The sequence below is a fragment of the Prevotella amnii CRIS 21A-A genome (assembly GCF_000177355.1).
Lineage (GTDB): Bacteria > Bacteroidota > Bacteroidia > Bacteroidales > Bacteroidaceae > Prevotella > Prevotella amnii.
Genome location: NZ_ADFQ01000003.1, coordinates 147,445 through 168,775, shown reverse-complemented (window position 1 = coordinate 168,775; position 21,331 = coordinate 147,445). Strand labels below are relative to the sequence as shown.

Annotated in this window: 18 protein-coding genes; 6 read left to right on the top strand and 12 right to left on the bottom strand. The window is 42.0% G+C overall.

Going from position 1 to position 21,331, the window contains the following annotated elements:
- Positions 1 to 64 precede the first annotated feature (64 nt).
- The 5 genes from rpmH (at position 65) to HMPREF9018_RS00740 (ending at position 3,928) form a co-directional block, all read left to right on the top strand.
- Positions 65 to 220: a 50S ribosomal protein L34 gene (rpmH, locus tag HMPREF9018_RS00760; protein ID WP_008446714.1), complete on the top strand. Its 156-nt coding sequence runs from the start codon at positions 65 to 67 to the stop codon at positions 218 to 220.
- Between the two features lie 123 nt (positions 221 to 343).
- Positions 344 to 1,111, top strand: coding sequence for a PASTA domain-containing protein (locus HMPREF9018_RS00755; RefSeq protein ID WP_008446447.1), 768 nt, complete (start codon positions 344 to 346; stop codon positions 1,109 to 1,111).
- A 9-nt stretch (positions 1,112 to 1,120) separates the two neighbouring features.
- Entirely contained in the window at positions 1,121 to 2,206 is a 1,086-nt protein-coding gene (locus HMPREF9018_RS00750; RefSeq protein WP_008446439.1) for an RluA family pseudouridine synthase, read from the top strand.
- Positions 2,207 to 2,250: 44 nt separating this feature from the next.
- Complete coding sequence (locus tag HMPREF9018_RS00745; RefSeq protein WP_008446594.1) at positions 2,251 to 3,249, top strand: D-alanine--D-alanine ligase; 999 nt, start codon at positions 2,251 to 2,253, stop codon at positions 3,247 to 3,249.
- A gap of 22 nt (positions 3,250 to 3,271) precedes the next feature.
- Positions 3,272 to 3,928, top strand: a complete 657-nt coding sequence (locus HMPREF9018_RS00740) for a NigD1/NigD2 family lipoprotein (RefSeq protein ID WP_008446627.1) — start codon at positions 3,272 to 3,274, stop codon at positions 3,926 to 3,928.
- Positions 3,929 to 3,999: 71 nt separating this feature from the next.
- Here HMPREF9018_RS00740 and kbl read toward each other — a convergent pair whose 3' ends face one another.
- The 4 genes from kbl to HMPREF9018_RS00720 all read right to left on the bottom strand — a co-directional run bounded on the left by kbl (position 4,000) and on the right by HMPREF9018_RS00720 (position 8,230).
- On the bottom strand, positions 4,000 to 5,187 hold the full coding sequence (gene kbl, locus HMPREF9018_RS00735; protein WP_008446437.1) for a glycine C-acetyltransferase: 1,188 nt from the start codon (positions 5,185 to 5,187) through the stop codon (positions 4,000 to 4,002).
- A 107-nt stretch (positions 5,188 to 5,294) separates the two neighbouring features.
- Positions 5,295 to 6,287, bottom strand: coding sequence for a glycosyltransferase (locus HMPREF9018_RS00730; RefSeq protein ID WP_008446703.1), 993 nt, complete (start codon positions 6,285 to 6,287; stop codon positions 5,295 to 5,297).
- Position 6,288: 1 nt separating this feature from the next.
- Positions 6,289 to 6,942 (bottom strand): DUF1919 domain-containing protein, encoded by a 654-nt coding sequence (locus tag HMPREF9018_RS00725; RefSeq protein ID WP_008446545.1) that lies wholly within the window; start codon positions 6,940 to 6,942, stop codon positions 6,289 to 6,291.
- Positions 6,943 to 6,952: 10 nt separating this feature from the next.
- Positions 6,953 to 8,230, bottom strand: a complete 1,278-nt coding sequence (locus tag HMPREF9018_RS00720) for a nucleotide sugar dehydrogenase (RefSeq protein WP_008446532.1) — start codon at positions 8,228 to 8,230, stop codon at positions 6,953 to 6,955.
- A 320-nt stretch (positions 8,231 to 8,550) separates the two neighbouring features.
- On the opposite strand from HMPREF9018_RS00720, the gene HMPREF9018_RS00715 reads away from it, so the two are divergent.
- Positions 8,551 to 9,510, top strand: a complete 960-nt coding sequence (locus HMPREF9018_RS00715) for an NAD-dependent epimerase/dehydratase family protein (RefSeq protein ID WP_008446538.1) — start codon at positions 8,551 to 8,553, stop codon at positions 9,508 to 9,510.
- A gap of 87 nt (positions 9,511 to 9,597) precedes the next feature.
- On the opposite strand, the gene mfd is transcribed toward HMPREF9018_RS00715, so the two are convergent.
- The 8 genes from mfd to HMPREF9018_RS00675 form a co-directional block, all read right to left on the bottom strand.
- Entirely contained in the window at positions 9,598 to 13,134 is a 3,537-nt protein-coding gene (gene mfd / locus HMPREF9018_RS00710) for a transcription-repair coupling factor (protein WP_008446656.1), read from the bottom strand.
- Positions 13,135 to 13,185: 51 nt separating this feature from the next.
- A complete protein-coding gene (locus tag HMPREF9018_RS00705; RefSeq protein ID WP_008446526.1) occupies positions 13,186 to 13,932 on the bottom strand; it encodes a polyprenol monophosphomannose synthase in 747 nt (248 codons plus the stop codon).
- A gap of 80 nt (positions 13,933 to 14,012) precedes the next feature.
- Positions 14,013 to 15,434, bottom strand: coding sequence for a cardiolipin synthase (cls, locus tag HMPREF9018_RS00700; RefSeq protein WP_008446520.1), 1,422 nt, complete (start codon positions 15,432 to 15,434; stop codon positions 14,013 to 14,015).
- Positions 15,435 to 15,448: 14 nt separating this feature from the next.
- Positions 15,449 to 17,386 carry a DNA primase gene (gene dnaG, locus HMPREF9018_RS00695; RefSeq protein ID WP_008446657.1) on the bottom strand — a complete coding sequence of 646 codons (1,938 nt, stop codon included), beginning with the start codon at positions 17,384 to 17,386 and terminating at the stop codon, positions 15,449 to 15,451.
- A 362-nt stretch (positions 17,387 to 17,748) separates the two neighbouring features.
- Positions 17,749 to 19,191: an ATP-dependent DNA helicase gene (locus tag HMPREF9018_RS00690; protein ID WP_008446424.1), complete on the bottom strand. Its 1,443-nt coding sequence runs from the start codon at positions 19,189 to 19,191 to the stop codon at positions 17,749 to 17,751.
- 13 nt (positions 19,192 to 19,204) lie between these two features.
- Complete coding sequence (locus HMPREF9018_RS00685) at positions 19,205 to 20,080, bottom strand: DNA/RNA non-specific endonuclease (protein ID WP_039863848.1); 876 nt, start codon at positions 20,078 to 20,080, stop codon at positions 19,205 to 19,207.
- A 20-nt stretch (positions 20,081 to 20,100) separates the two neighbouring features.
- Positions 20,101 to 20,802, bottom strand: a complete 702-nt coding sequence (locus HMPREF9018_RS00680) for an LrgB family protein (RefSeq protein ID WP_008446449.1) — start codon at positions 20,800 to 20,802, stop codon at positions 20,101 to 20,103.
- An 18-nt stretch (positions 20,803 to 20,820) separates the two neighbouring features.
- Entirely contained in the window at positions 20,821 to 21,312 is a 492-nt protein-coding gene (locus tag HMPREF9018_RS00675) for a CidA/LrgA family protein (protein WP_008446705.1), read from the bottom strand.
- Positions 21,313 to 21,331: the final 19 nt, after the last annotated feature.

Sequence of the window (21,331 nt, the reverse complement as noted above, 5' to 3'; positions counted from 1 at the left end):
AAAGCGGTGTTTTATTATGCCTCTATAGTATAAATAGCACAATAACAAATAAAAAAACAATAAAATGAAAAGAACATTTCAGCCCCATAACCGTCGCCGTGTGAACAAGCATGGCTTTCGTGAGAGAATGGCTACAAAGAATGGACGTCGTGTGTTGGCGTCTCGTCGTGCAAAAGGTCGTAAGAAGTTAAGTGTTTCTGACGAGCATCACGGCAAGTAACAAGTAGTTTTCCCTTATGGGATTTTAATGCAAAACGGAAAGAAGTGAGGGGCAAACTTTGCTTCTTTCCGTTTTTTTATATACCTTTGTTTCGTTATTATATGTAGAAATACGTCAAGAGGAATGAGTTCGCAAAACGTCTTTAAAAAGCTAAGCTGTACATATATATGGGGTAATATACTGGCAATGGTTATCATTATGTTACTCCTTGGGATAGGTATTAAATATGGCATAGATTATTATACCTGTCATGGTGAGTCTATTGTAGTGCCTAATGTTATACATAAGCAGTATGATGAGGCTGAGCGTATAATGGATAAGGCGGGTCTTACTATAGAGGTTTCTGATACGGGCTATGTAAAGGAGCTTCCTCCTGACTGTATTTTAGAGCAGACGCCTCGCAGCGGTAATCGTGTGAAGTCTACCCGTACGATATATGTTACCATAAATGCTGCCACAGCACCTACGCTTGTAATTCCAGACATTATAGACAACAACTCCTTGCGAGAGGCTACGGCGCAGCTGCTCTCTCAGGGCTTTAATGTGGGCGAGCCAGAGTATATACCGGGCGAGAAAGACTGGATCTATGGCATCATAGTAAACGGTAAGCATGTGCAGGCTGGCGACCGTGTGCCTATAGACGCAAAGATTATTCTTCAGGTGGGCGATGGTACGCGTGAGATACTTCCCGGCGACAGTCTTGATGAGCCACAATATGAAGAGGTGCAGGTAGAAAAGAAGGTGCCTAAGTATGATGAGGTATATGAATATGTGGAAGTGCCTGTAGACGAGAACGGCAACGAGATACCTACGAACAGACCGCTTACGGTGCCTTCAGTGCCTACTGTAAAGAAAGAGTCGCAGCCTAAGGATAGGGGTGTAGATAAATGATAAATCATTATGGAATATATAGACGACGACGATGAGGAGCTGCTTTTAGAGCCTGAAGAAGATAGCCCGGAAGGCTTAGAGCTGTATGAACACTTTAAGATAGAGGTGGACAAGGGGCAGAAAGCGGAGCGTATAGACAAGTATCTCTTTGAGCGCATGCAGCATTCCAGTAGGAACCGCATACAAAAGGCTGCTCAGGCTGGTTTTATACATGTAAATGGCAGTCCGGTGAAGAGCAATTATAAGGTGCGTCCAGAAGATGTTATTACCTTAATGCTCGATCGTCCTAAGCACGATAACACTATTGAGGCAGAGGATATTCCTTTAGATGTGGTGTATGAAGATGACAGCTTAATGGTGGTTATGAAGCCCGCAGGCCTTGTGGTGCACCCCGGCGCAGGCAACTTTCATGGTACGCTCATAAATGCTATAGCATGGCATCTGAGAGGATTGGCGTCTTTCGATGCTAACGACCCTGAGGTGGGGCTGGTGCATCGTATAGATAAAGACACAAGCGGGCTGCTGCTCATTGCTAAAACTCCAGAAGCAAAAAGCTCTTTAGGTAAGCAGTTTTTTTATAAAACCACTCATCGCAGCTATATAGCCTTGGTGTGGGGTAACATAGTAGATGAGCAGGGGCGTATAGAAGGCAACATCTCTCGCGACCCTAAGGACAGACTTCGCATGACGGTGTTTCCACCTGAAAGCGATATAGGTAAGCCTGCCGTAACCCATTATAAGGTAATAGAGCGTTTTGGATATACTACCCTCATAGAGTGTGTGTTAGAAACGGGGCGCACTCATCAGATACGTGCCCACATGAAGCACATAGGTCATCCGCTCTTTGGCGACGAGCGTTATGGAGGGCGTGAGATTCTTAGAGGGCAACGGTCGAGCTCGTATAAGGCTTTTGTGCAGAATGGTTTTAAGATATGTCCGCGACAGGCCTTGCACGCTAAGACATTGGGCTTTGTACACCCCGTAACAGGCGAGCAGATGGACTTTACAAGCCCTTTGCCAGACGACTTATCGGCTCTCATAGATAAATGGAGAGGTTTTATAAAAGGCAGTGATGGAAGGATAAAGACAGAATAACATTTATAAAAACATATATATATTACAGTAATATAGACAAAGAGATGAAAGATTTAAAGAGAACTATAGCCATTGTATGTGGCGGCGATTCGTCAGAGCATGATGTATCTATGCGCTCTGCTCAAGGTATATATTCCTTTTTCGATAAAGACCGTTATAACATATATATAGTAGATGTGAAGGGTACCGACTGGCACGTCGATCTGCCTAATGGTGATATTGCTGCTATAGACAAGAACGATTTTTCGTTTGTAGTAGATGGTAAGGCTGTGTTTTTCGACTATGCTTATATTACCATTCATGGACAGCCGGGAGAGAACGGCATGATGCAAGGCTACTTTGAGCTTATCCACTTGCCTTACTCTACCAGTGGTGTGCTTGTAGAGGCTCTTACCTTCGATAAATATGTCCTTAACAATTACCTGCGTGGTTTTGGTATTAACGTGGCTGATAGCATCTTGGTGCGTCGTGGCGAATCTATAGATGAGAAGTTTGTAGAGGCTCGTTTAGGAATGCCTTGCTTTGTTAAGCCTGCTGCAGACGGTAGTAGCTTTGGTGTGTCGAAGGTAAAGAATGCAGACCAGTTAGCACCTGCCCTTCGTGTGGCTTTTATGGAAAGTAATGAGGTAATGATAGAGAGGTATCTTCAGGGAATGGAGATTTCGCAAGGTGCTTATAAGACAAAGGCGAGCGGAACGGTAGTGTTTCCTGCTACAGAGGTAGTTACAAAGAACGAGTTCTTCGATTATAACGCAAAATATAATGGTGAGGTGCAGGAGATAACACCTGCCAGAATGAGCCCAGAGACAGCCCAAAAAGTATCAGCACTAACAGATAAGGTGTATAACATACTACATGCTAACGGCATAATCCGCATAGATTACATCATATCTAAAGACGAGCAGGGCAACGATGTTATTAATCTGCTTGAGATAAACACCACACCGGGAATGACACCTACGAGCTTTATTCCACAACAGGTGCGTGCTGCAGGGCTTGAGATGAAGGACGTTCTTACAGATATTGTAGAAAACCAGTTTTAAGAAAGTTAACTTATTATAGTAGATGAAGAAGCTCTTTGTAATAGTATTCCTATTAGTAGCTATGGTATCATGTAAGTATGGCTTATATGAAACGGGCGATTCGGAGCTGTCTTATCTGCGTGCCGACTTTGTAGAAGCCTCTACCAACGGGGTAGGAGCTTTTACCTCTGCTGTAACCGATGACGGTGTTTCTTTAACATTGTCGCCTGCTCTTTATGTAGACTGGAAGCCTAAAGCAAGGGCTGTTTATCGTGCTATGTTATATTATGATAAGGTGGAAAACGGGGTTACCAAACCTATATCGCTACAAAGCGTCTTGTTGCTAAAGCCTAAAACTAAAGATGAGGAAAAAGAGTGGCACACCGATCCGCTTGGATTGGAGAGCATCTGGATAAGCAAGAACAAGCGGTATGCTAACCTTTCCTTAATCATTAAAAAGGGCAGCAACACCTCTTTAAGTTCAGCACAAAAGATAGGAGTGTTAAAGGAAGCTGTTACAAAGCATGAAAAGGGTAAAGCCTACCATTTCCTACTTACACATTATCAGGCAGGGCAGCCAGAATATTATAGCGTAAAGGGGTATGTCAGTATTCCTATTTATAACTATTACTCTGGCGACTCTTTATATATCACCGTAAATACATATAAGGGTAAGGTGGTGAAATCTTTCCTATTGTAATAAGCATTATAAAAGGTGTACTTACATATATGCATATATCGTAAGTACACCTTTTATGGTTTTGTTATAGTTTATTTCAAAACACCAAGCTCTTTGCCCACTTTTATAAAGGCAGCAATACACCTGTCGAGGTGCTCGCGCTCATGCCCTGCAGAGAGCTGCACACGTATACGAGCTTGCTCCTTAGGCACTACGGGATAATAGAAGCCAGTAACATAAATGCCTTCTTGCTGCATCTTACTTGCAAAAACTTGTGATAGCTTAGCATCATAGAGCATTACCGCACATATAGCACTTTGTGTAGGCTTAATGTCGAAGCCAGCAGCAAGCATGTTATCGCGGAAGTAAGCCACGTTATCTATAAGCTTATCGTGTAAAGCATTGCTCTCTTTAAGCATTTTAAACACCTCTATAGAAGCCCCAATAATGGCAGGAGCTAACGAGTTAGAGAACAGATAAGGGCGGCTACGCTGACGAAGCATGTCTATAATCTCCTTTCTACCAGTAGTAAAACCACCTAAAGCACCGCCAAAGGCTTTACCCAGCGTACCCGTATAGATGTCTACCCTGCCATAGGTATGGCATAGCTCGCTAACACCATGACCAGTAGCGCCTACTACACCTGCCGAGTGCGACTCGTCTACCATTACCAAAGCATCGTACTTTTCTGCTAAGTCGCATATCTTATCTATAGGAGCTACGTTGCCGTCCATAGAGAACACACCATCGGTAACAATGATGCGGAAGCGTTGTGCCTGAGCTTCTTTTAAGGCACGCTCAAGGTCTGCCATGTCAGCGTTTTGATAACGATAACGCTTTGCTTTACAAAGGCGTACACCATCTATGATAGATGCGTGGTTAAGCGAGTCGCTAATGATGGCATCTTCTTCTGTAAAGAGAGGCTCAAAGACACCCCCGTTAGCATCGAAACATGCAGCATAGAGGATAGTATCCTCAGTTTTGAAATAATCGCTTATGGCATCTTCCAGTTCTTTGTGTATATCTTGTGTGCCACATATAAAGCGCACAGACGACATACCATAACCGCGCTTATCCATCATCTTCTTAGATGCCTCTATTAAGCGAGGGTTATTGGACAAGCCAAGATAGTTGTTAGCACAGAAGTTAATCACTTCTTGCCCTTTCACATTAATAACAGCCTGCTGAGGACTCTCAATGAGACGTTCCTCTTTGTATAGGCCTGCATTACGAATCTCAGCGAGTGTAGAGCTGAGAAAGTCTTTCATTTTTCCGTACATAAGGCTTTTATTTAAGTTTTTATATTACAAAGGAAATCAATAAATTTGAAATAAGGCAATAATATGTATAACTTTTTATGCTTATCTTCCACTTTTTTTCTTTGTTCTTAGTATTTCCTTGTTAAGAGAAACCTAAAGTTTAATATACCATGTATCAGTATTTTTTTCTTAAAAGAGTAGTTGCTTCCTTTTAAAGGATATAGCCCCTCTTGGGTTAATTTATCTATAACAATCTTGTTTACACCTATCTTATTATATAGTTTTCTGTTCCTAAATAGCGAAAGAACTAACCCGAAGAGTACGTCGTATACTCTTTTATTTATGGTTTTAGATAGTAGAGGGTCTGTAGAAGAGTATTTTTTAGCCGATGCGATAAACGACTTTACTATGACAATCTCATCGAGCATATACTTTATTTTCTTCTCTGGCTTTAACGATTTGCTCGTAGAGTTGTCATGATGAATATATCTATATGGTGTATCATCACTAAAGAGTACTTTAGAAGCAAAGGGCATAAGGCGGTAAGTAAGCTCTACATCTTGGTGAGTAATGCCAGGGGTAAAGAAGATATTGTTATCGAAGAAAAGTGTTTTCTTTATTATCAGTGCACATACCGATGAGGGTAGGTATCCCTCTATCATAGCTTCTTTACCTGATATTATCTTTTGATGAGTTACTAAAGGCTGCACACACTCCTTTCCGAGGTCTTCACCTTGCTCTGAAACCTTTTTGAGCTGTATTGCTAAAATATCTATTTCAGGGTGTTTCTTTAGAGTTAATAATATGTTGTTAGCAGCTTTTTCTATACTGTCATCGGCATCAACACACCATATATATTCCCCATTTGCAACCCTGATGCCATAGTTTCGTGCTGTGCTCTGCCCTTGGTTTTCTTGTTTTAGATAGTGTATGAAAGGGTGTTTGCAGGCGTACTTTTCCACTATCTTAGCACCATTGTCTATCGATCCGTCATCGACTACTATTATTTCGTACTCGCCTTGTTGTAGGTCTGAAGAGGTGATAGAGCCTAAGCAATTATCAATATACTTTTCGGCGTTATACATTGGTATGATGATACTTATTTTACACTTACTTTCCATGTTATGTGTTTAAAAAGGATATATAGTTAAAGTCGTCTAAAAAGCGTTTTAATCCTAAGAGGTGTTTATAATCTAATATCTTGCCGGGATACCAATTAAAATAAAGATCATGACCTTGGTAAAAGGCAAACTTGTTCTGCATATAGCTGTTAGTACAAGAGTAAATTCTTTTTTTAAATGGTATTTTAGCGAAGTCGTTTAAGCATTTCTCTTCGATACCCCCCCCCTCGTATATTATATAGATATTATTATATCTTATTCTTTTAAAGCGTTCATGCCATTTTAGCTTTCCTTGTAGGAAAGAGCGGTAATGTACTAATCCTATTTTTATTACTTTACCATTAAGTTCCAATCCGCCTACAGGGTAAGAATGGGTATCTTGTTTTATCTCAAACATTTCAACATTAGAAAAAGCCTTAATATTTTTCACGAAAAACAAAAAGTCGTCGAAGCTATAAAACAATGTATTTATAGTGGGAGAGTTGAATCTTAACCCTAAATCGTGTAATATTACCCCACCTGTACAATTGTTACATATTATAGTAGGCGAAGAGTTGTTGTTTCTTTTTGCTAACTTTTTGTGATACCAGTCTCTGGGATATTTCATGAGTTTGGCAGATAATCCCTTGGAATGGTTTATTAAGTATTGCTTCATGCTTTATGTTTTATAGCCTTCCTGTAATTATATTCTTGTCGAGACAGCCTTTAACGTCGTATATTACTCCGTTTGTTTTTAGTAAAGACGTCAAGTTGATCTTTAAGAACTCTTTATGTGCTACGGCGAGTATTATAGCTTCATAACGTTTGTCTTTATCGAGCGTAGAGGTAATGTCTATGTTATATTCTCTTTTTACATGCTCCTTGTTGGCCCAAGGGTCAAAGACGGTAATGTTAGGGGTATATTCTCTTAAAGTAGAATAGATATCTATTACCTTTGTGTTGCGTATGTCTGGACAGTTTTCCTTAAATGTAAAGCCAAGTATAAGTATATCAGCATCTTTCACGATAACGCCCTTTTTGTTCATCAGCTTTATGGTTTGGTTGGCCACATAGTCGCCCATGCCATCGTTAAGCCTTCGTGCTGCCGACATGATACGTGGCAGAACACCATATACCTGTGCCTTTTGTATTAGGTAATAAGGGTCTACACTTATGCAGTGTCCACCAACAAGACCTGGATTAAGCTTTATAAAGTTCCATTTAGAAGATGCTGCTTCTATGGCATCATGGGTATCTATGCCCATGGCATTAAAGATTTTTGCCAGTTCGTTCATGAAAGCAATGTTTACATCTCGCTGAGAGTTTTCTATTATTTTAGATGCCTCTGCCACTTTTATAGATGGTGCTTTGTGTGTGCCATTCACTAAGACAGAGTTGTAAACTCTGTCTACTATGTCGGCTACTTCAGGTGTAGAGCCAGAGGTAACCTTCTTAATTTTTTCTACTGTATGCTCTTTATCTCCGGGGTTAATACGTTCTGGTGAATATCCTGCATAAAAATCGCGATTAAATGTTAAGCCAGAAACTTTTTCCACTATAGGTAGACACTCTTCTTCTGTTACTCCGGGGTAGACGGTAGATTCATATACTACGATGTTACCTTTAGAGATAACCTTTCCCACGGTGGTACTTGCTCCTATTAAAGGTTTTAAGTCGGGGCGATTGTTATAGTCTACAGGTGTAGGAACAGCAACAATATATAATGTGCAGTCTTTTATTTTATTAAGGTCGGTAGTACAGACGAAGCCGTTTTTCTTTATAGCCTCTTGTAGCAAATCATCAGATACTTCTAAGGTACTATCATGTCCTTTCATCAAATCTTCCACACGACTATGATTCATATCAAAGCCTATAGTTTTGTATTTTGTAGAAAAGAGCCGTGCTAAAGGAAGTCCTACATAGCCTAAACCTATTACGGCTATTTTGATGTCTTCTGTTTTCATATTATGTTGTTATTTGTTTTTATGTTTTAGCTTCTTCTTAAATAAGGATATAACTTCTTTTAAAGAATCGTTTATCTCAGCGTTGATAAAGAAATATAGCATATACGACAATAATAATAGCAAAAATACAAAGTTTTTTTGATAAATTAAGTCCTTTTCCACTACTATTTTCTTTTAAAGGATATTTTATGGTTAGTTTTTTCATGTATGAGTGGTTGTAGTATTCTTTATATTTGGTATTTTAAAAATAATTAGCATTTCTTTATTTGATACCTCATAAAAAAAGATTTACTTTGTTGCATAAAATCTAAATATAAGTAATGAAACGAATATTAGTTATTGGTTCTACTGGACAAATAGGTTCAGAGCTAACTTGCAAACTAAGGGCACATTATGGAAGTAGCAATGTAGTGGCAGGCTATATCGTTGGGGCAGAGCCTACGGAAGAGCTACGTCAGGGAGGTCCATGTGCCATTGCCGATGTTACTAATCCTGAGCAGATAGCTGCTGTAGTGAGGCAGTATGGTATCGATGCCATCTATAACCTTGCAGCTCTTCTTTCTGTTGTAGCTGAGGGTAAGCCACGTTTGGCATGGAAGATAGGTATAGAGGGCTTGTGGAACATTTTAGAGGTAGCACGTGAAAACAAATGTGCAGTGTTTACACCAAGCTCTATAGGCTCTTTCGGTACTGGCACTCCTAAGGAGAATACCCCACAGGATACTATTCAGCGGCCTAAGACCATTTATGGTATCTCTAAGGTTACTACAGAGCTTTTGAGCGATTATTATTTTAATAAGTATGGTGTAGATACTCGTTCGGTACGTTTTCCGGGCTTGATATCGTATGTTACTCCTCCCGGAGGTGGCACTACGGACTATGCTGTAGACATATATTACAGTGCTGTGCGTGGCGAAAAGTTTGTGTGTCCTATAGCTAAGGGCACTCGTATGGACATGATGTATATGCCTGATGCTCTTAATGGTGCTATTAATCTTATGGAGGCAGACCCTTCGCTCTTGGTGCATCGTAATGGTTTTAATATAGCTTCGATGAGTTTCGACCCAGATGCTATTTATAAAGCTATCCTTAAGCATAAGCCAGGCTTTGAGATGGTGTATGCTGTAGACCCATTAAAGCAGAGCATAGCAAGCAGCTGGCCAGACTCGCTCGATGACAGTTGTGCTCGTAAGGAGTGGGGCTGGAAGCCTGAATACGACTTGGAGCGTATGACAAAAGATATGCTTGAGAAGTTAGGAGCGCGATTGCTTGCTAAATGATATTAGATAGAATAAGTCAAAAAGTAATATTTTCCTCCTCGTTATATATTTATACGGGGAGGTTTTTTGTGTATAACGGAAAGGGCTTTAAGTGGTTTTAAGCGTAGTGGTATGCTTACTTTCTATTTTTCGTAATATCTCTATGGCGTCTTTGCTCGATGTTACGTTGCTTATAACCATTAGTCTTTTGCCTTTTTTCTCTTTAAGGTTGCACCGTTTGGGGTATGTGGCTATGTATGAGAGTATGCTGTTAAAGGCATCGCTTTGATAGAAGTAGCTTTTAGGATTAGACACAAATTGCAGGTGCATATTGCCCTGTTTTAGTATTATCTTTTCACACCCTAAGCGTTTTCCTATGCGTCTTAGAGCCACTACATGCATAAGTTCTTCGCCCTGTTGTGGTATAGGTCCGAATCTGTCTTCGAGGCGTTTACGATACTCATCGAGGGCTTTTTCCTCATTAATGTTGTCGAGCTCGCGATATAGAAGCATGCGTTCAGAGGCTCCCGGTATGTAGTTGTCAGGGAAATACATCTCCAAGTCGCTTTCTATGGTGCAGTCGTCTACAAAGTCGCTGTTAGCGATAGGTATGCCGTTTTGTTGTTGTTGTGTGTAAAGATCATGAAACTCATCGTTTCTAAGTTCTGTTACTGCTTGTGAGAGAATCTTCTGATAGGTTTCGTATCCAAGGTCTTCCATGAATCCGCTCTGCTCAGCTCCTAAGAGGTTTCCTGCTCCTCTTATGTCGAGATCTTGCATGGCGAGGTTAAATCCGCTCCCTAAGTCGGAGAAGGTTTCTAAGGCTTCTATGCGTCGTCGGGCTTCAGTGTTTAGTAGAGCCATAGGCGGTGTTATGAGATAGCAGAAGGCTTTTTTGTTCGATCTGCCCACTCTTCCGCGCATTTGGTGTAGGTCGCTCAGTCCGAAGTGGTGTGCATCATTTATTATAATGGTATTGGCGTTAGATATGTCTATACCGTTTTCTACTATTGTAGTAGATAGCAGAAGGTCGTAATCGTAATTCATAAATCCGATAATAATCTCTTCCAGCTCTTCGGGCTTCATCTGTCCGTGTCCTATAGCTATTCTGCAGTCGGGCACTTTCCTGCGTATCATGGCAGCGAGGTCTTGTAGTTTTCCTATGCGATCGTTAACGAAAAACACCTGACCGTTGCGGCTCATCTCAAAGTTTATTGCTTCTGCTATTGTCTCAGGGTCGAATTCTATTATCTCCGTCTGTATAGGATAGCGGTTAGGAGGTGGTGTTTTCATTATGCTCATGTCTCTTGCTCCCATTAAGGAGAACTGTAGTGTGCGTGGTATAGGTGTAGCGGTCATGGTAAGTGTATCTACATTTGTTTTTATCTGTCTTAGCTTTTCTTTGGTAGATACACCAAATTTTTGTTCTTCGTCTATGATGAGCAGTCCAAGGTCGTGCCATTTTACGGTCTTGCCAAGCAGCTTGTGTGTACCTATGAGAATGTCTATTTTGCCTGTAGCAAGGTTAGAAAGTATTTGTTTTGTTTGCTTTGTTGTGCGTGCCCGTGATAGGTAGTCTATTGTTACGGGCATATCTTTTAGTCGGTTTTGGAACGATTTATAATGCTGAAGGGCCAGCACCGTAGTAGGTACGAGTACTGCCACCTGCTTGTTATCTGCAGCTGCTTTAAATGCAGCCCTTATGGCTACTTCAGTTTTTCCAAAGCCTACGTCTCCGCAAATGAGTCTGTCCATAGGCTGAGAGCTTTCCATGTCTTGCTTCAGGTCTTGTGTAGCTTTAAGCTGATCGGGTGTGTCTTCGTATAGGAACGATGCTTCGAGCTCGTGCTGCATAAAGGAGTCTGGCGAAAAGGCAAACCCTTTCTCGTGCCGGCGTTTGGCATATAGCTTTATGAGGTCTCGTGCAATGTCCTTAATACGCTTCTTAGCTTTTTCTTTTAAGCGTTCCCATGCTCCTGACCCTAATACCGAAAGGCGTGGAGGCTCGTCAGTATCGGCACGTTTATATTTGCTTATCTTATATAGCGAGTGTATGGAAATATCCACTATAACATTGTTTTGGAACACAAGGCGTATCATCTCTTGATAGGAGTTTTTTACAGGTACACGCACTAATCCGGCAAATTTTCCTATACCGAGGTCTATGTGTACAAGGTAATCGCCGGGCTCCATTTCCTGTAGTTCCTTCATGGTAAGAGCCGCTTTTCCTCGTCGTGCTTTGTCTGAAGAGAGGCTATATTTATGAAAACGGTCGAATATCTGATGATCGGTAAAGAAGCATATCTTCTTATCATCGTCCACGAAGCCCTCATGTAAGGTGTTTTCTACAGGAGTGAAAGCTATGTGTCTGCCATTGCTTTGAGCCTTATCGCTGTAAGAGTGGTTCTCCTGTAAGGCTTGTTCTGCTTTGCTATCGAAGATGTCTTTGAGGCGTTCTGTTTGCTTTTTGCTATCTGCAAAGATGTATATATGGTAGCCTTTGAGCATATAATCTCTTAGGGAGGTGATGAGCAGATCGAAATTTTTATGGAACAGTGGTTGTGGTGTAGTGTTAAAGGATATGATGTCTTGCTGTTTATATGTGGAGCTTAGGGGCGATAGAGAGTGGTCTGTGCTTATTATCTCTATACGCTTAAAGGCTGTGGCGTCAGTGGTGAAAGCAGCTGGAGAAAGCAGCTGCGTCTCTTTTATATAGCGTTGTTTTATCTCGTCTTGCTCCACTTCGGTCTTTCCTTCGAGTTGCTCTGTAAGAGCTTGGTGGCTAAATCCGTCTTTATATATCTTGTCGATAGAGTCGCGTACAAAAAGGAAATTTTTAAATACTATGGTTGTCTCTTGTGGTAAAAACTTAAGAAAAGATACCTTTTCGTGAGCCACTTTGGCAAGCTCTGGTACTATGTCTATACTCGTTTTCTTATCTATAGAGAGTTGGCTCTCTATCTCAAAGGTGCGAATGGTATCTATGTCGTCGCCAAAAAAGTCGATGCGGTAAGGAGTTTCTCCCGAGAAAGAATATACATCTATTATGCTTCCTCGTATGGCAAACTCTCCCGGCTCGTATACATAGAGTACTTCTTTAAAGCCAAACTCTCGTAAGGTCTTACCCACTTTAGTAATGTTTATATGCTTTCCTACGCTTAGGGTGAGGCGTTTAGAGTCTAACTGTTGTTGTGAAATGACAAGCTCGCTGATGGCAGAAGGCTCTGTAACTATAAAAAGTGGTGCCTTTGGGTGGCTTGTGTCGTTACTGCTTTTAGCTGCCGAGAGCCTTGTAAGCACCTCTGTGCGTAGTATCTGGTTTGCTGCATCGCGCTGTCCAAACTTTATAGCGCGGCGAAAAGATGAGGGAAAGAATAGCACTTCGTAAGCAGAATCGTACTGGCTGCTATGGGAGAGCATCGTCTTTAGGTCGTTATAAAAATAGCCTGCCTCGTCGTTATCGTTCATTACGAAAAGGAAGGTAGATGCCACTTTGTGGGCTAATGCGGCAAAGAGCATGGCAGGAGCCGACGCTGTTAAGCCTTTTAAGAGAATGTTTTTGTGTCTTTCCTCCTTTATGAAGAGCTCTAAAGCCTTTACCTGCGGCAGAGAGGAATATATATGTGTTGCTTCTTGTATTGTCATTATATGTCTTGCAGCAAGGACAGTGTCAGTGCGTTTTAGTTGTTAAAACCATTAGCCTTTTATCTTTGGATATTTTCTAAACCAGCCGTCCCAGCGTAGGCGCATCACACCAAAGAATGCTTCCGAGAAGATGCCTCCGCTCATCTTGCTAACCCCTTCACGACGATTAACAAACACTACTGGCACTTCTTTAATCTTAAATCCTATGCGATGAGCAGTATATTTCATCTCTATTTGGAAAGCATATCCCTTAAAACGTATCTTATCTAAGGGTATAGTAGATAGTGTCTTACGGCGATAGCATACAAAGCCTGCAGTAAAATCGTGGATTTTAACGCCTGTAACGGCTTGCACATACTTACTGGCAAAGAAGCTCATCAGCACCCTACCTATAGGCCAGTTTACCACATTCACACCACTAACATAACGCGAACCCACAGCCATGTCGTAGCCCTGAGAGCTTGTTGCGTGATAAAGGCGGGGAAGATCCTTTGGGTCGTGGCTAAAGTCGGCGTCCATCTCGAAGATATATTCGTAACCTTTCTCTATGGCCCATTTAAAACCTGTGATATAAGCCGTGCCTAAACCTAACTTCCCTGAGCGTTCTATAATGAAGAGTTTAGAAGAAAACTCTTTATCCATTAAGCCATGAACGATCTGTGCTGTACCGTCAGGACTACCATCATCTATAATAAGAATGTTAAAGGACTTTTCAAGGGCAAACACTGCTCTTATGATTTTCTCAATGTTTTCCTTTTCGTTATAAGTAGGAATGATTACTATACTATCGCTCGTCATAGACTTAATTTTTATGCAAAAGTAGGGAATATAATTCAGAAAAGCAAGTAAAAAGCATGGGGCTTATTCTTTTTTTTCTGTTACATGAGCGGACTAAGTAGCCTTACTACCGATTCCCACAACCGTTGTATGAAAGGAAGACGAAAGCGGTTACGAAGGTCGTCGATGCTTGAGCTTTGAGCCTGATCTTGTAAAAAGATGTCTTTTACCTGTCGTGCTATGGCTTTATTGTAGAAGAAAGCATTCGATTCGAAATTGTTTTCAAAACTCCTAAAGTCGATATTTGTAGAACCTATCGTGGCAAGGCAGTCGTCGGTAACAAGCAGCTTGGAGTGGTTAAAGCCTGCTTTATAGAAAAACACCTTTACCCCTGCCCTTATCGTGTCTACTACATACGACCGTGATGCCCATTCCACTATCTTTGTTTCAGTGTCGAAGGGTATCATAAGCCGCACGTCCACCCCTGAAACGGCTGCTGTGCGCATGGCAAAGAGTATAGGCTCGGTAGGAAGAAAGTAAGGGGTTTCCATGTAAACATATTTCTCTGCATCGAGAAGAATGCGCACATAGCCCTGCTCTATCTCTGGCCACTGACTGGTAGGATTGCTTGTTACTATCTGCACTAAGGTGTCGTTCTCGGGTATAGATATAGTGGGGTAATACTTGTGATTGGTCATCAGGGTGTGGCAAACAAAAAACCAGTCTACAAAGAAAGCACGTTGTAACCCATACACAGCAGCACCCTCTATGCGCACTTGGGTATCGCGCCAGGCTTGCTTGCGTGTGCCTTTTATGTAACGCAAAGCGATGTTCATTCCGCCTATGAAGCCCACCTTGCCGTCGAAGATGTACATCTTGCGATGGTTACGATAGTTTACCTTACTTGTTAAGAAGGGATAACGCACGGGCATAAAGGGATATATCTCTATGCCAGCCTTCTTCATACGGAGGAAAAAGGAGCTCTTTGCTCGCCACGAGCCTACGTCATCGTACACTATGCGCACCTCTACGCCCTCCTTAGCCTTATCTATCAAGGCGTCGGCAATGAGCCTACCTAAGGCGTCGTCGCTGAAGATGAAGGCATCTATGTGTATGTGCTTAGTAGCCTTACCTATCTCTTTAAGCAGAGCAAGGAAGAAGTTGCTGCCATGGGTATATATTTCTACGTTGTTGTTTTTAAAGGGTAGGGAAAGGTTTTGGTTTATAAAGAGGTTTATTATAGTGCGATAACGCTCTTCTATGAAAAGATTTTTCTGCTCTACAAACTCTAACATAGACCGCTTTGTGAGCTTGTTAAGTGTGCGCTGCCATATCTTTCGTTCTTTGCGTGTTTTCTGTCCGAAGAAGAAAAAGAGTATTATACCCATTACAGGCAGGAACGCCAGCACCATAACCCATGCCATCGTTATAGCCGGCTGCCTGTGTTCTAAGAGAATGCGAACGATGGTGGCAAGGGTTATAAGGGTGTAAATGGTGAGGATTATCCAATAGGCGTATTGCATAAGTTTAGCTTTTTTTATATTATAATGTTGTTGCCTAACTTTTTGGCTATTATGTTTCTTAGCTGTTGCATCTTCTGTAGCTCTGCCAAAGCCTTTATCTTACCCTCGTTGGTTTGGGTTTGTTTTATCTGTTCTTTTAGCTCGTTGTAACGGTGTTCTACATAGTTGCGACGAAAGTCTAATATAAGATGCTTTACGTTCTCAAGCAGTGCAGCCTCGTCTTGTTTAGGTTGTAGGCTTTCAGATAGCTTAAATTTCTCTACACTAAGCTCTGTGGCTATTTCAGAAATGTTAATGTCGGGGTGTTGTATGAAATAGTTTTCTGCCACAAAGCCTTCGTCTGAGGAGTGTTCTATAGCCTCTTGGAGTATCTTGTTGTATAGAGGAAAGGTAAAGCTGAGGTTGTCTAAGCCTAAGTCGTAAGATATATATTGTGCTACGTTGAGCGATATGAGGTTGCCTGACGAGTTGTCTTTTACGTCTTTTATAATTATCTGCTCTCCGTATCTTATCACCTGCTGTATGAGCCATGTCTCTACATCTTCGGCTTGGGCAGTTATAGCTGTGGGAAAGCTCTTTGAGGTTGCAGCCGGCTCTGCTTTTATCTCAGCCCTTGGTGTGGAGTCTTTGCGCTCGCGCTCCTTGTTATTATATATAAAGCGGTTCATCTGCGAGATGAGCGTTTGCTCTGCCACCCCTGTGCGTGCCATACACTCGTGTAGGTAGGTATCGCGAAGGACAGGATCTTTTATTACGGATATGCTCTCTACGATGGAGTTGATAGCCTCCGAACGCTTTATAGGGTCAGTAACGCCCTTTAGAAGTAGAGCTATTTTAAACACAATAAAGTCGGTCTGGTGTTCTTCTATATACCTCACAAGCTCTTCCGAGCTATACATCTTAGCAAACTCGTCAGGGTCTTTACCGTCGGGCAGGAGCAAGACCTTTACGTTCATACCCTCAGAGAGCAGCATGTCAGTACCTCTAAGGGCTGCATGCTGCCCAGCAGCATCGCCATCGTATATCAAGACGATGTTAGAGGTGAAGCGGTGGAGCATTCTTATCTGAAATATAGAAAGGGCTGTGCCGCTGTTAGCCACAACGTTTTCTATGCCACATTGGTGCAGGGAAAGGACATCGGTATAGCCCTCTACCATGTACACAAGGTCGTGTTTGGCTATGGCTTTCTTAGCCCAGAAGATGCCATATAGCTCACGCTCTTTGTGGAATATCTCGCTGTCGGGAGAATTGACGTACTTCTGCATCACACCCTTTGTGCGTGAGTCTAAGAGCCTGCCACCAAAGCCCGTTACCTTACCGCTGAGGCTTAGCCACGGAAATATCACCCTGCCGCTAAACCTGTCTGTAAGCTCGCCCGTCTGACGCTCAAAGCATAGACCCGTATTTAGCAAAAACTCCTTTTTATAACCTGCCTCTAAGGCTGCCATAGCAAGGCTATCACGGCGGGGAAGACTATAGCCTAACATAAACTTTTTTATGATGTCATCGCGAAAACCACGACTGCGAAAATACTGTAACCCTATGGCTTTACCATCGGTAGAAGAATGGAGGACGTCCTGAAAATACCTGCTTGCCCATTCGTTTATGATAAACATCGATTCGCGCATGCTGGCTTGCTGCTTTTCCTGACTTGTCATCTGACGCTCTTTTACCTCGATGTTATACTTCTTGGCAAGCCATCTGAGAGCCTCCCAATAAGTCATCTGCTCATATTGCATAACAAATTTTACAGCATTGCCTGCTGCACCACAGGCAAAACATTTATATACCCCCTTTACCGGACTAACCGAAAAGGAGGGGGTAGTATCGTCGTGGAAAGGACACAAGCCCTTATAGCTGGTGCCTGCCTTACGTAAGGAAATAAAATCGCTTACAACATCGACAATGTTTACAGCATCGGTAATCTTGTCTACTGTCTGCCTATCTATCATATAAAAAAAATAACCTCACTTATATATCTTTACTTTCTTAATGCAAATATAATGAAAACCCTTTAGAGCGCAAAATTATTCTTTCAGAATAAGTTTTCCCTACAGTAGATTGCACACTATAACATGGAAGGAAAAACATTAGATTGTTTAAAGCAAAAAATATCTGATGAAAGAGCTGGAAGATGAGGGTGAAAAATATTTTTAGGTTATTTTTGTAGCAAAAATAAATTAAAAATGTAGGAAAAATAATTTATTTTTCTTTAGAACAGTTATTGTTTTCTTTTCTAAGAAGTGGCGTTTAAGGCAGATTGGTGTAAGATTATTTATGGTTAAAGGTAGCTGTGTAGCCCTAAGGTGAGGGGTTATGTCTGCTTTACTTGCTGCTTAGGCCAGTTGATGAGATACAGGTGCTTGGTGGCTCTGGTAAAGGCAGTGTATAGCCAGTGGTAGTATTGTGGAGATAGTGTTTGCTCTGTGATGTAGCCTTGGTCTATGAAGACGTGTTGCCATTGTCCTCCTTGTGCTTTGTGGCAGGTTATGGCATATCCAAACTTTACCTGTAGTGCGTTAAGGTAGGTGTCTTGCTTAAGCAGCTTCATGCGTTCGGCTTTTCGTGTTATATCGGCATAATCTTCCATGATGTTGTTAAAGAGGTCTTTGCTTTGTTGGCTTGTAAGGCTTGGTGCTTCGGAGTTTAGAACATCGAGCAGTACGGTGGTGTTAAGTTCGGTGTCGTCAAAGTCTGGGAAGCGTAGTGTAACATCAGCAAATCGGCACCCGTATAGCTCTCTATAGTTTCTAACGCGTCTTACGATGGCTCTGTCGCCGTTTGCAATGAAGTTTAGTTTTCGTCCAGAGCTGTTTTGTTGTTGTTTTTTCTCTTGTGATAGATATTTGTTGCGTACTATCATGAGCATGTCGCCTGTAGATAGCTCTTCTTCCCTATCGAGTATCATGTTGCGAATGCCTTGGTTAAAGACGTTAGCTCTTTTGTTAGATCGTGTTATGATGATGGTTTCGTCTATGCCTTGGAGCGAGTATGATGAGGCTATGGTGTCTATAATCTCGTCTTGTGGCACTATGGTGATGTCAGGGAATCCTTTTGTGGCTATTTGTGGTAGTGTGTTTAGTGTGCCACTGTCTATCATGTAGCGTATGCTGTTAGCATTGTATAGTATTCCAGAGTTGAGGCTTTGTCTTAGCACTTCTTCTATATCGGTATGGAACACTTGGAGGTTCATGCTCTGTAGTATGTCGCGTCTTAAAGCAGCGCTACTTTCTTCTCCTACTGGTGGTAGCTGTGCATTGTCTCCTACGAGAATGAGCCTGCAGTTGTTGCCATTATAAACATACTGTATAAGGTCTTGTAATAGGCTTCCACTACCGAAGGAGCTGTTGTATGAGGTATAGTTTATCATAGATGCTTCGTCTACAAGGAAGAAGCGGTCGTGGTATAGATTGTTGTTAAGATTAAATTCGCCGTCAGTGCCTGTGAAGGCACGTTCTCTGTATATGAAGCGATGAATGGTAGATGCGGGGTAATTGGCGTATGTCGAAAGCACTTTAGATGCCCTTCCTGTGGGTGCAAGCAGGGTGATGTTATAGTGCATCTGTAGCATTGTTTTTACAATGATAGATGCCGTAAGTGTTTTTCCTGTCCCGGCACTTCCTCTAAGGAGCATTATAGACAGCTCGTTGTGTGAGAAGACAAACTCGGCAAAGGTGTCTAAGGCCTGTTCCTGGTTTTTTGTAGGCGGTAGTGGAAAGTTGCTTTTAAGAAGATAAAGGAGCTGGTCTTTTAGCATTATATGTGTTTTGTCAGAACTGTGTAAAGTTAGCTTCTGCCTCTATTTTGTTTTCTATCTTATCGGGTAGAGCGGGGAAGAAGTCGAAGCCAGTGATGCGTTCCACTTGGTCTATGGTGTTAATGAAGTGTGTCTTTTTGCGTCCTTTCTCGTCAGTGTTTCTAACTATCCAGCCTATAGCCCGTGGCTTTCCTTCGAGGCATAGCACCACTTTAAAAAACGCCTCTGGCACCATAACGTGGTGTCTGCCTATGTATTGTTGTGAGCCGCGTGTGAAGATGGGACCTGAAACGACGTACACCGAGCCGTATTTGCGTGCCCAGTTGCGACATTGTGTCTCAAGGCTGTTCCATAGCCCAGCGTTTAGGGCGTGGGTCTGTGGGCAGACGTTAGTCATGAGAAAGCTCTGTATCATAGCCTTTTGGCTCCATTTGTTATCTGCAGCAGGACACATGTGCCCACGGTCGAAGCCAGACCTTACGTAGTCGTATGTGTCTACAGGGTTGGCTACATCATAGTCCGCCTGAAACTCTATACCCTTGCGTGTAGCCTCGCCGTATGTGCGCCATGATGTAAGGTGCCATGCCACCCAGTTAGGTTGTTTAGTAACAGGGTTATAAGACACGGTGTACCCCATTCTGTTTAATGTTTTAGATGGTAGATTGCGAGGGTTTCGAGGTAAGAAGTTGAATGTTGCTGATGTGTTAAAAGAAGAGCCGTATGTGTTAGAAGAGGCAGTGTTTGCTTTTCCGGATATGGGCTTTTCCTTTATGTTAGCATACTGTTGTATTGGTGTGGCAGCAGTGCTTTTTTGTGGGTCTTTTACGGCTTTGCATGTTATAAAGGCTATGCAAAGGGCAATGAGGTAAATTAGCTTTTTCGTTTTCATCTTTTTAAAAATATTATTTTTTAAAGTATTGAAGCTATAAGGTGTAGTATGGTGGGTGTCAGCATGGCAGTAAAGATGCCGTTAAGGGTTATGCCCAGTGAGGCGAAAGCTCCGTATTTGGTGCCATATCCCATAGCTGTAGATGCTCCTACGGCGTGTGATGCCGTACCCATAGACAGGCCTTGTGCTATTGGGCTGTTTATCCTTCCCACTGTAAGGGTTTTAAATCCTATTAAGGCTCCTATGATACCTGTTATCACTACTACGGCAGCAGTAAGAGAGGGTATACCTCCCACGCTCTGTGTTACCTCCATTGCTATAGGTGTTGTTACCGACTTGCTTGCCAGCGACAGTATAATGGCGTCTGGTGCGCCTAACACTTTAGCTACTACCACTGCGCTTACTATACCTACAAGGCAGCCCACGAGCTGCGACATAACAATGGGGAACCATAGTTTTTTTATAGCATCAAGCTGTAGGTATAGAGGTACGCCGAGAGCAACAACGGCAGGTTTTAACCAAAAGTCTATCAGCTCGGAGTTGTGCTTATATACCTCGAAAGGCACATTTGTAAACTTTAGGTATATTATAAGTGTTACTATAGATATTAAGATAGGGTTGAGCAGTAGCCACCCCATGCGCACTTGTATGTATCTGCATAAGAAGTAAATGCCAAAGGTAAGTGCTAAGATAAGATATTGATTGGAAAAAATCTCTATCATAATTGTTTTTGTATGTTTTTATTTGTCGTCAATGTTTGGTAAGTCTTCTTCTTCTGAAGCCTCATCTAAGTCTTGTTCCTGAAGCTCTTGCGGCTTGTTAGGGTGGTGCCTGTTGGCATAAAAGGCATCGTCGTCTATGTGGCGATGTAGCAAGTCCATGCCCCCTATCTTGCGTTCGCACTTAATGACAAACTGGTGCATGTGCCCTGTTACTATCAATACTAAAACGGTGCTAACTATGGTAGCAACTGTTATGGGTAGCCATTGTGCTTTTATGATGTCGAGATAAAGCATTATAGCTACTCCGGGCGGTACGAAAAAGAAGCCAAGATTTGCTATTAAAAACTTTGACATGCGCTCTATCCAGTCGAGCTTTACCAAACCTATTTTCAGAAAAAGGGTAAGCATCAGCATGCCAATAATACTTGAGGGCAACTTTATACCAGTAGCCCATACGATAAACTCTCCGAGCCCTAAGCACCCGAAGATAATAAAAAATGCTCTTGCCATTTGTTTGTTTTGTATATCC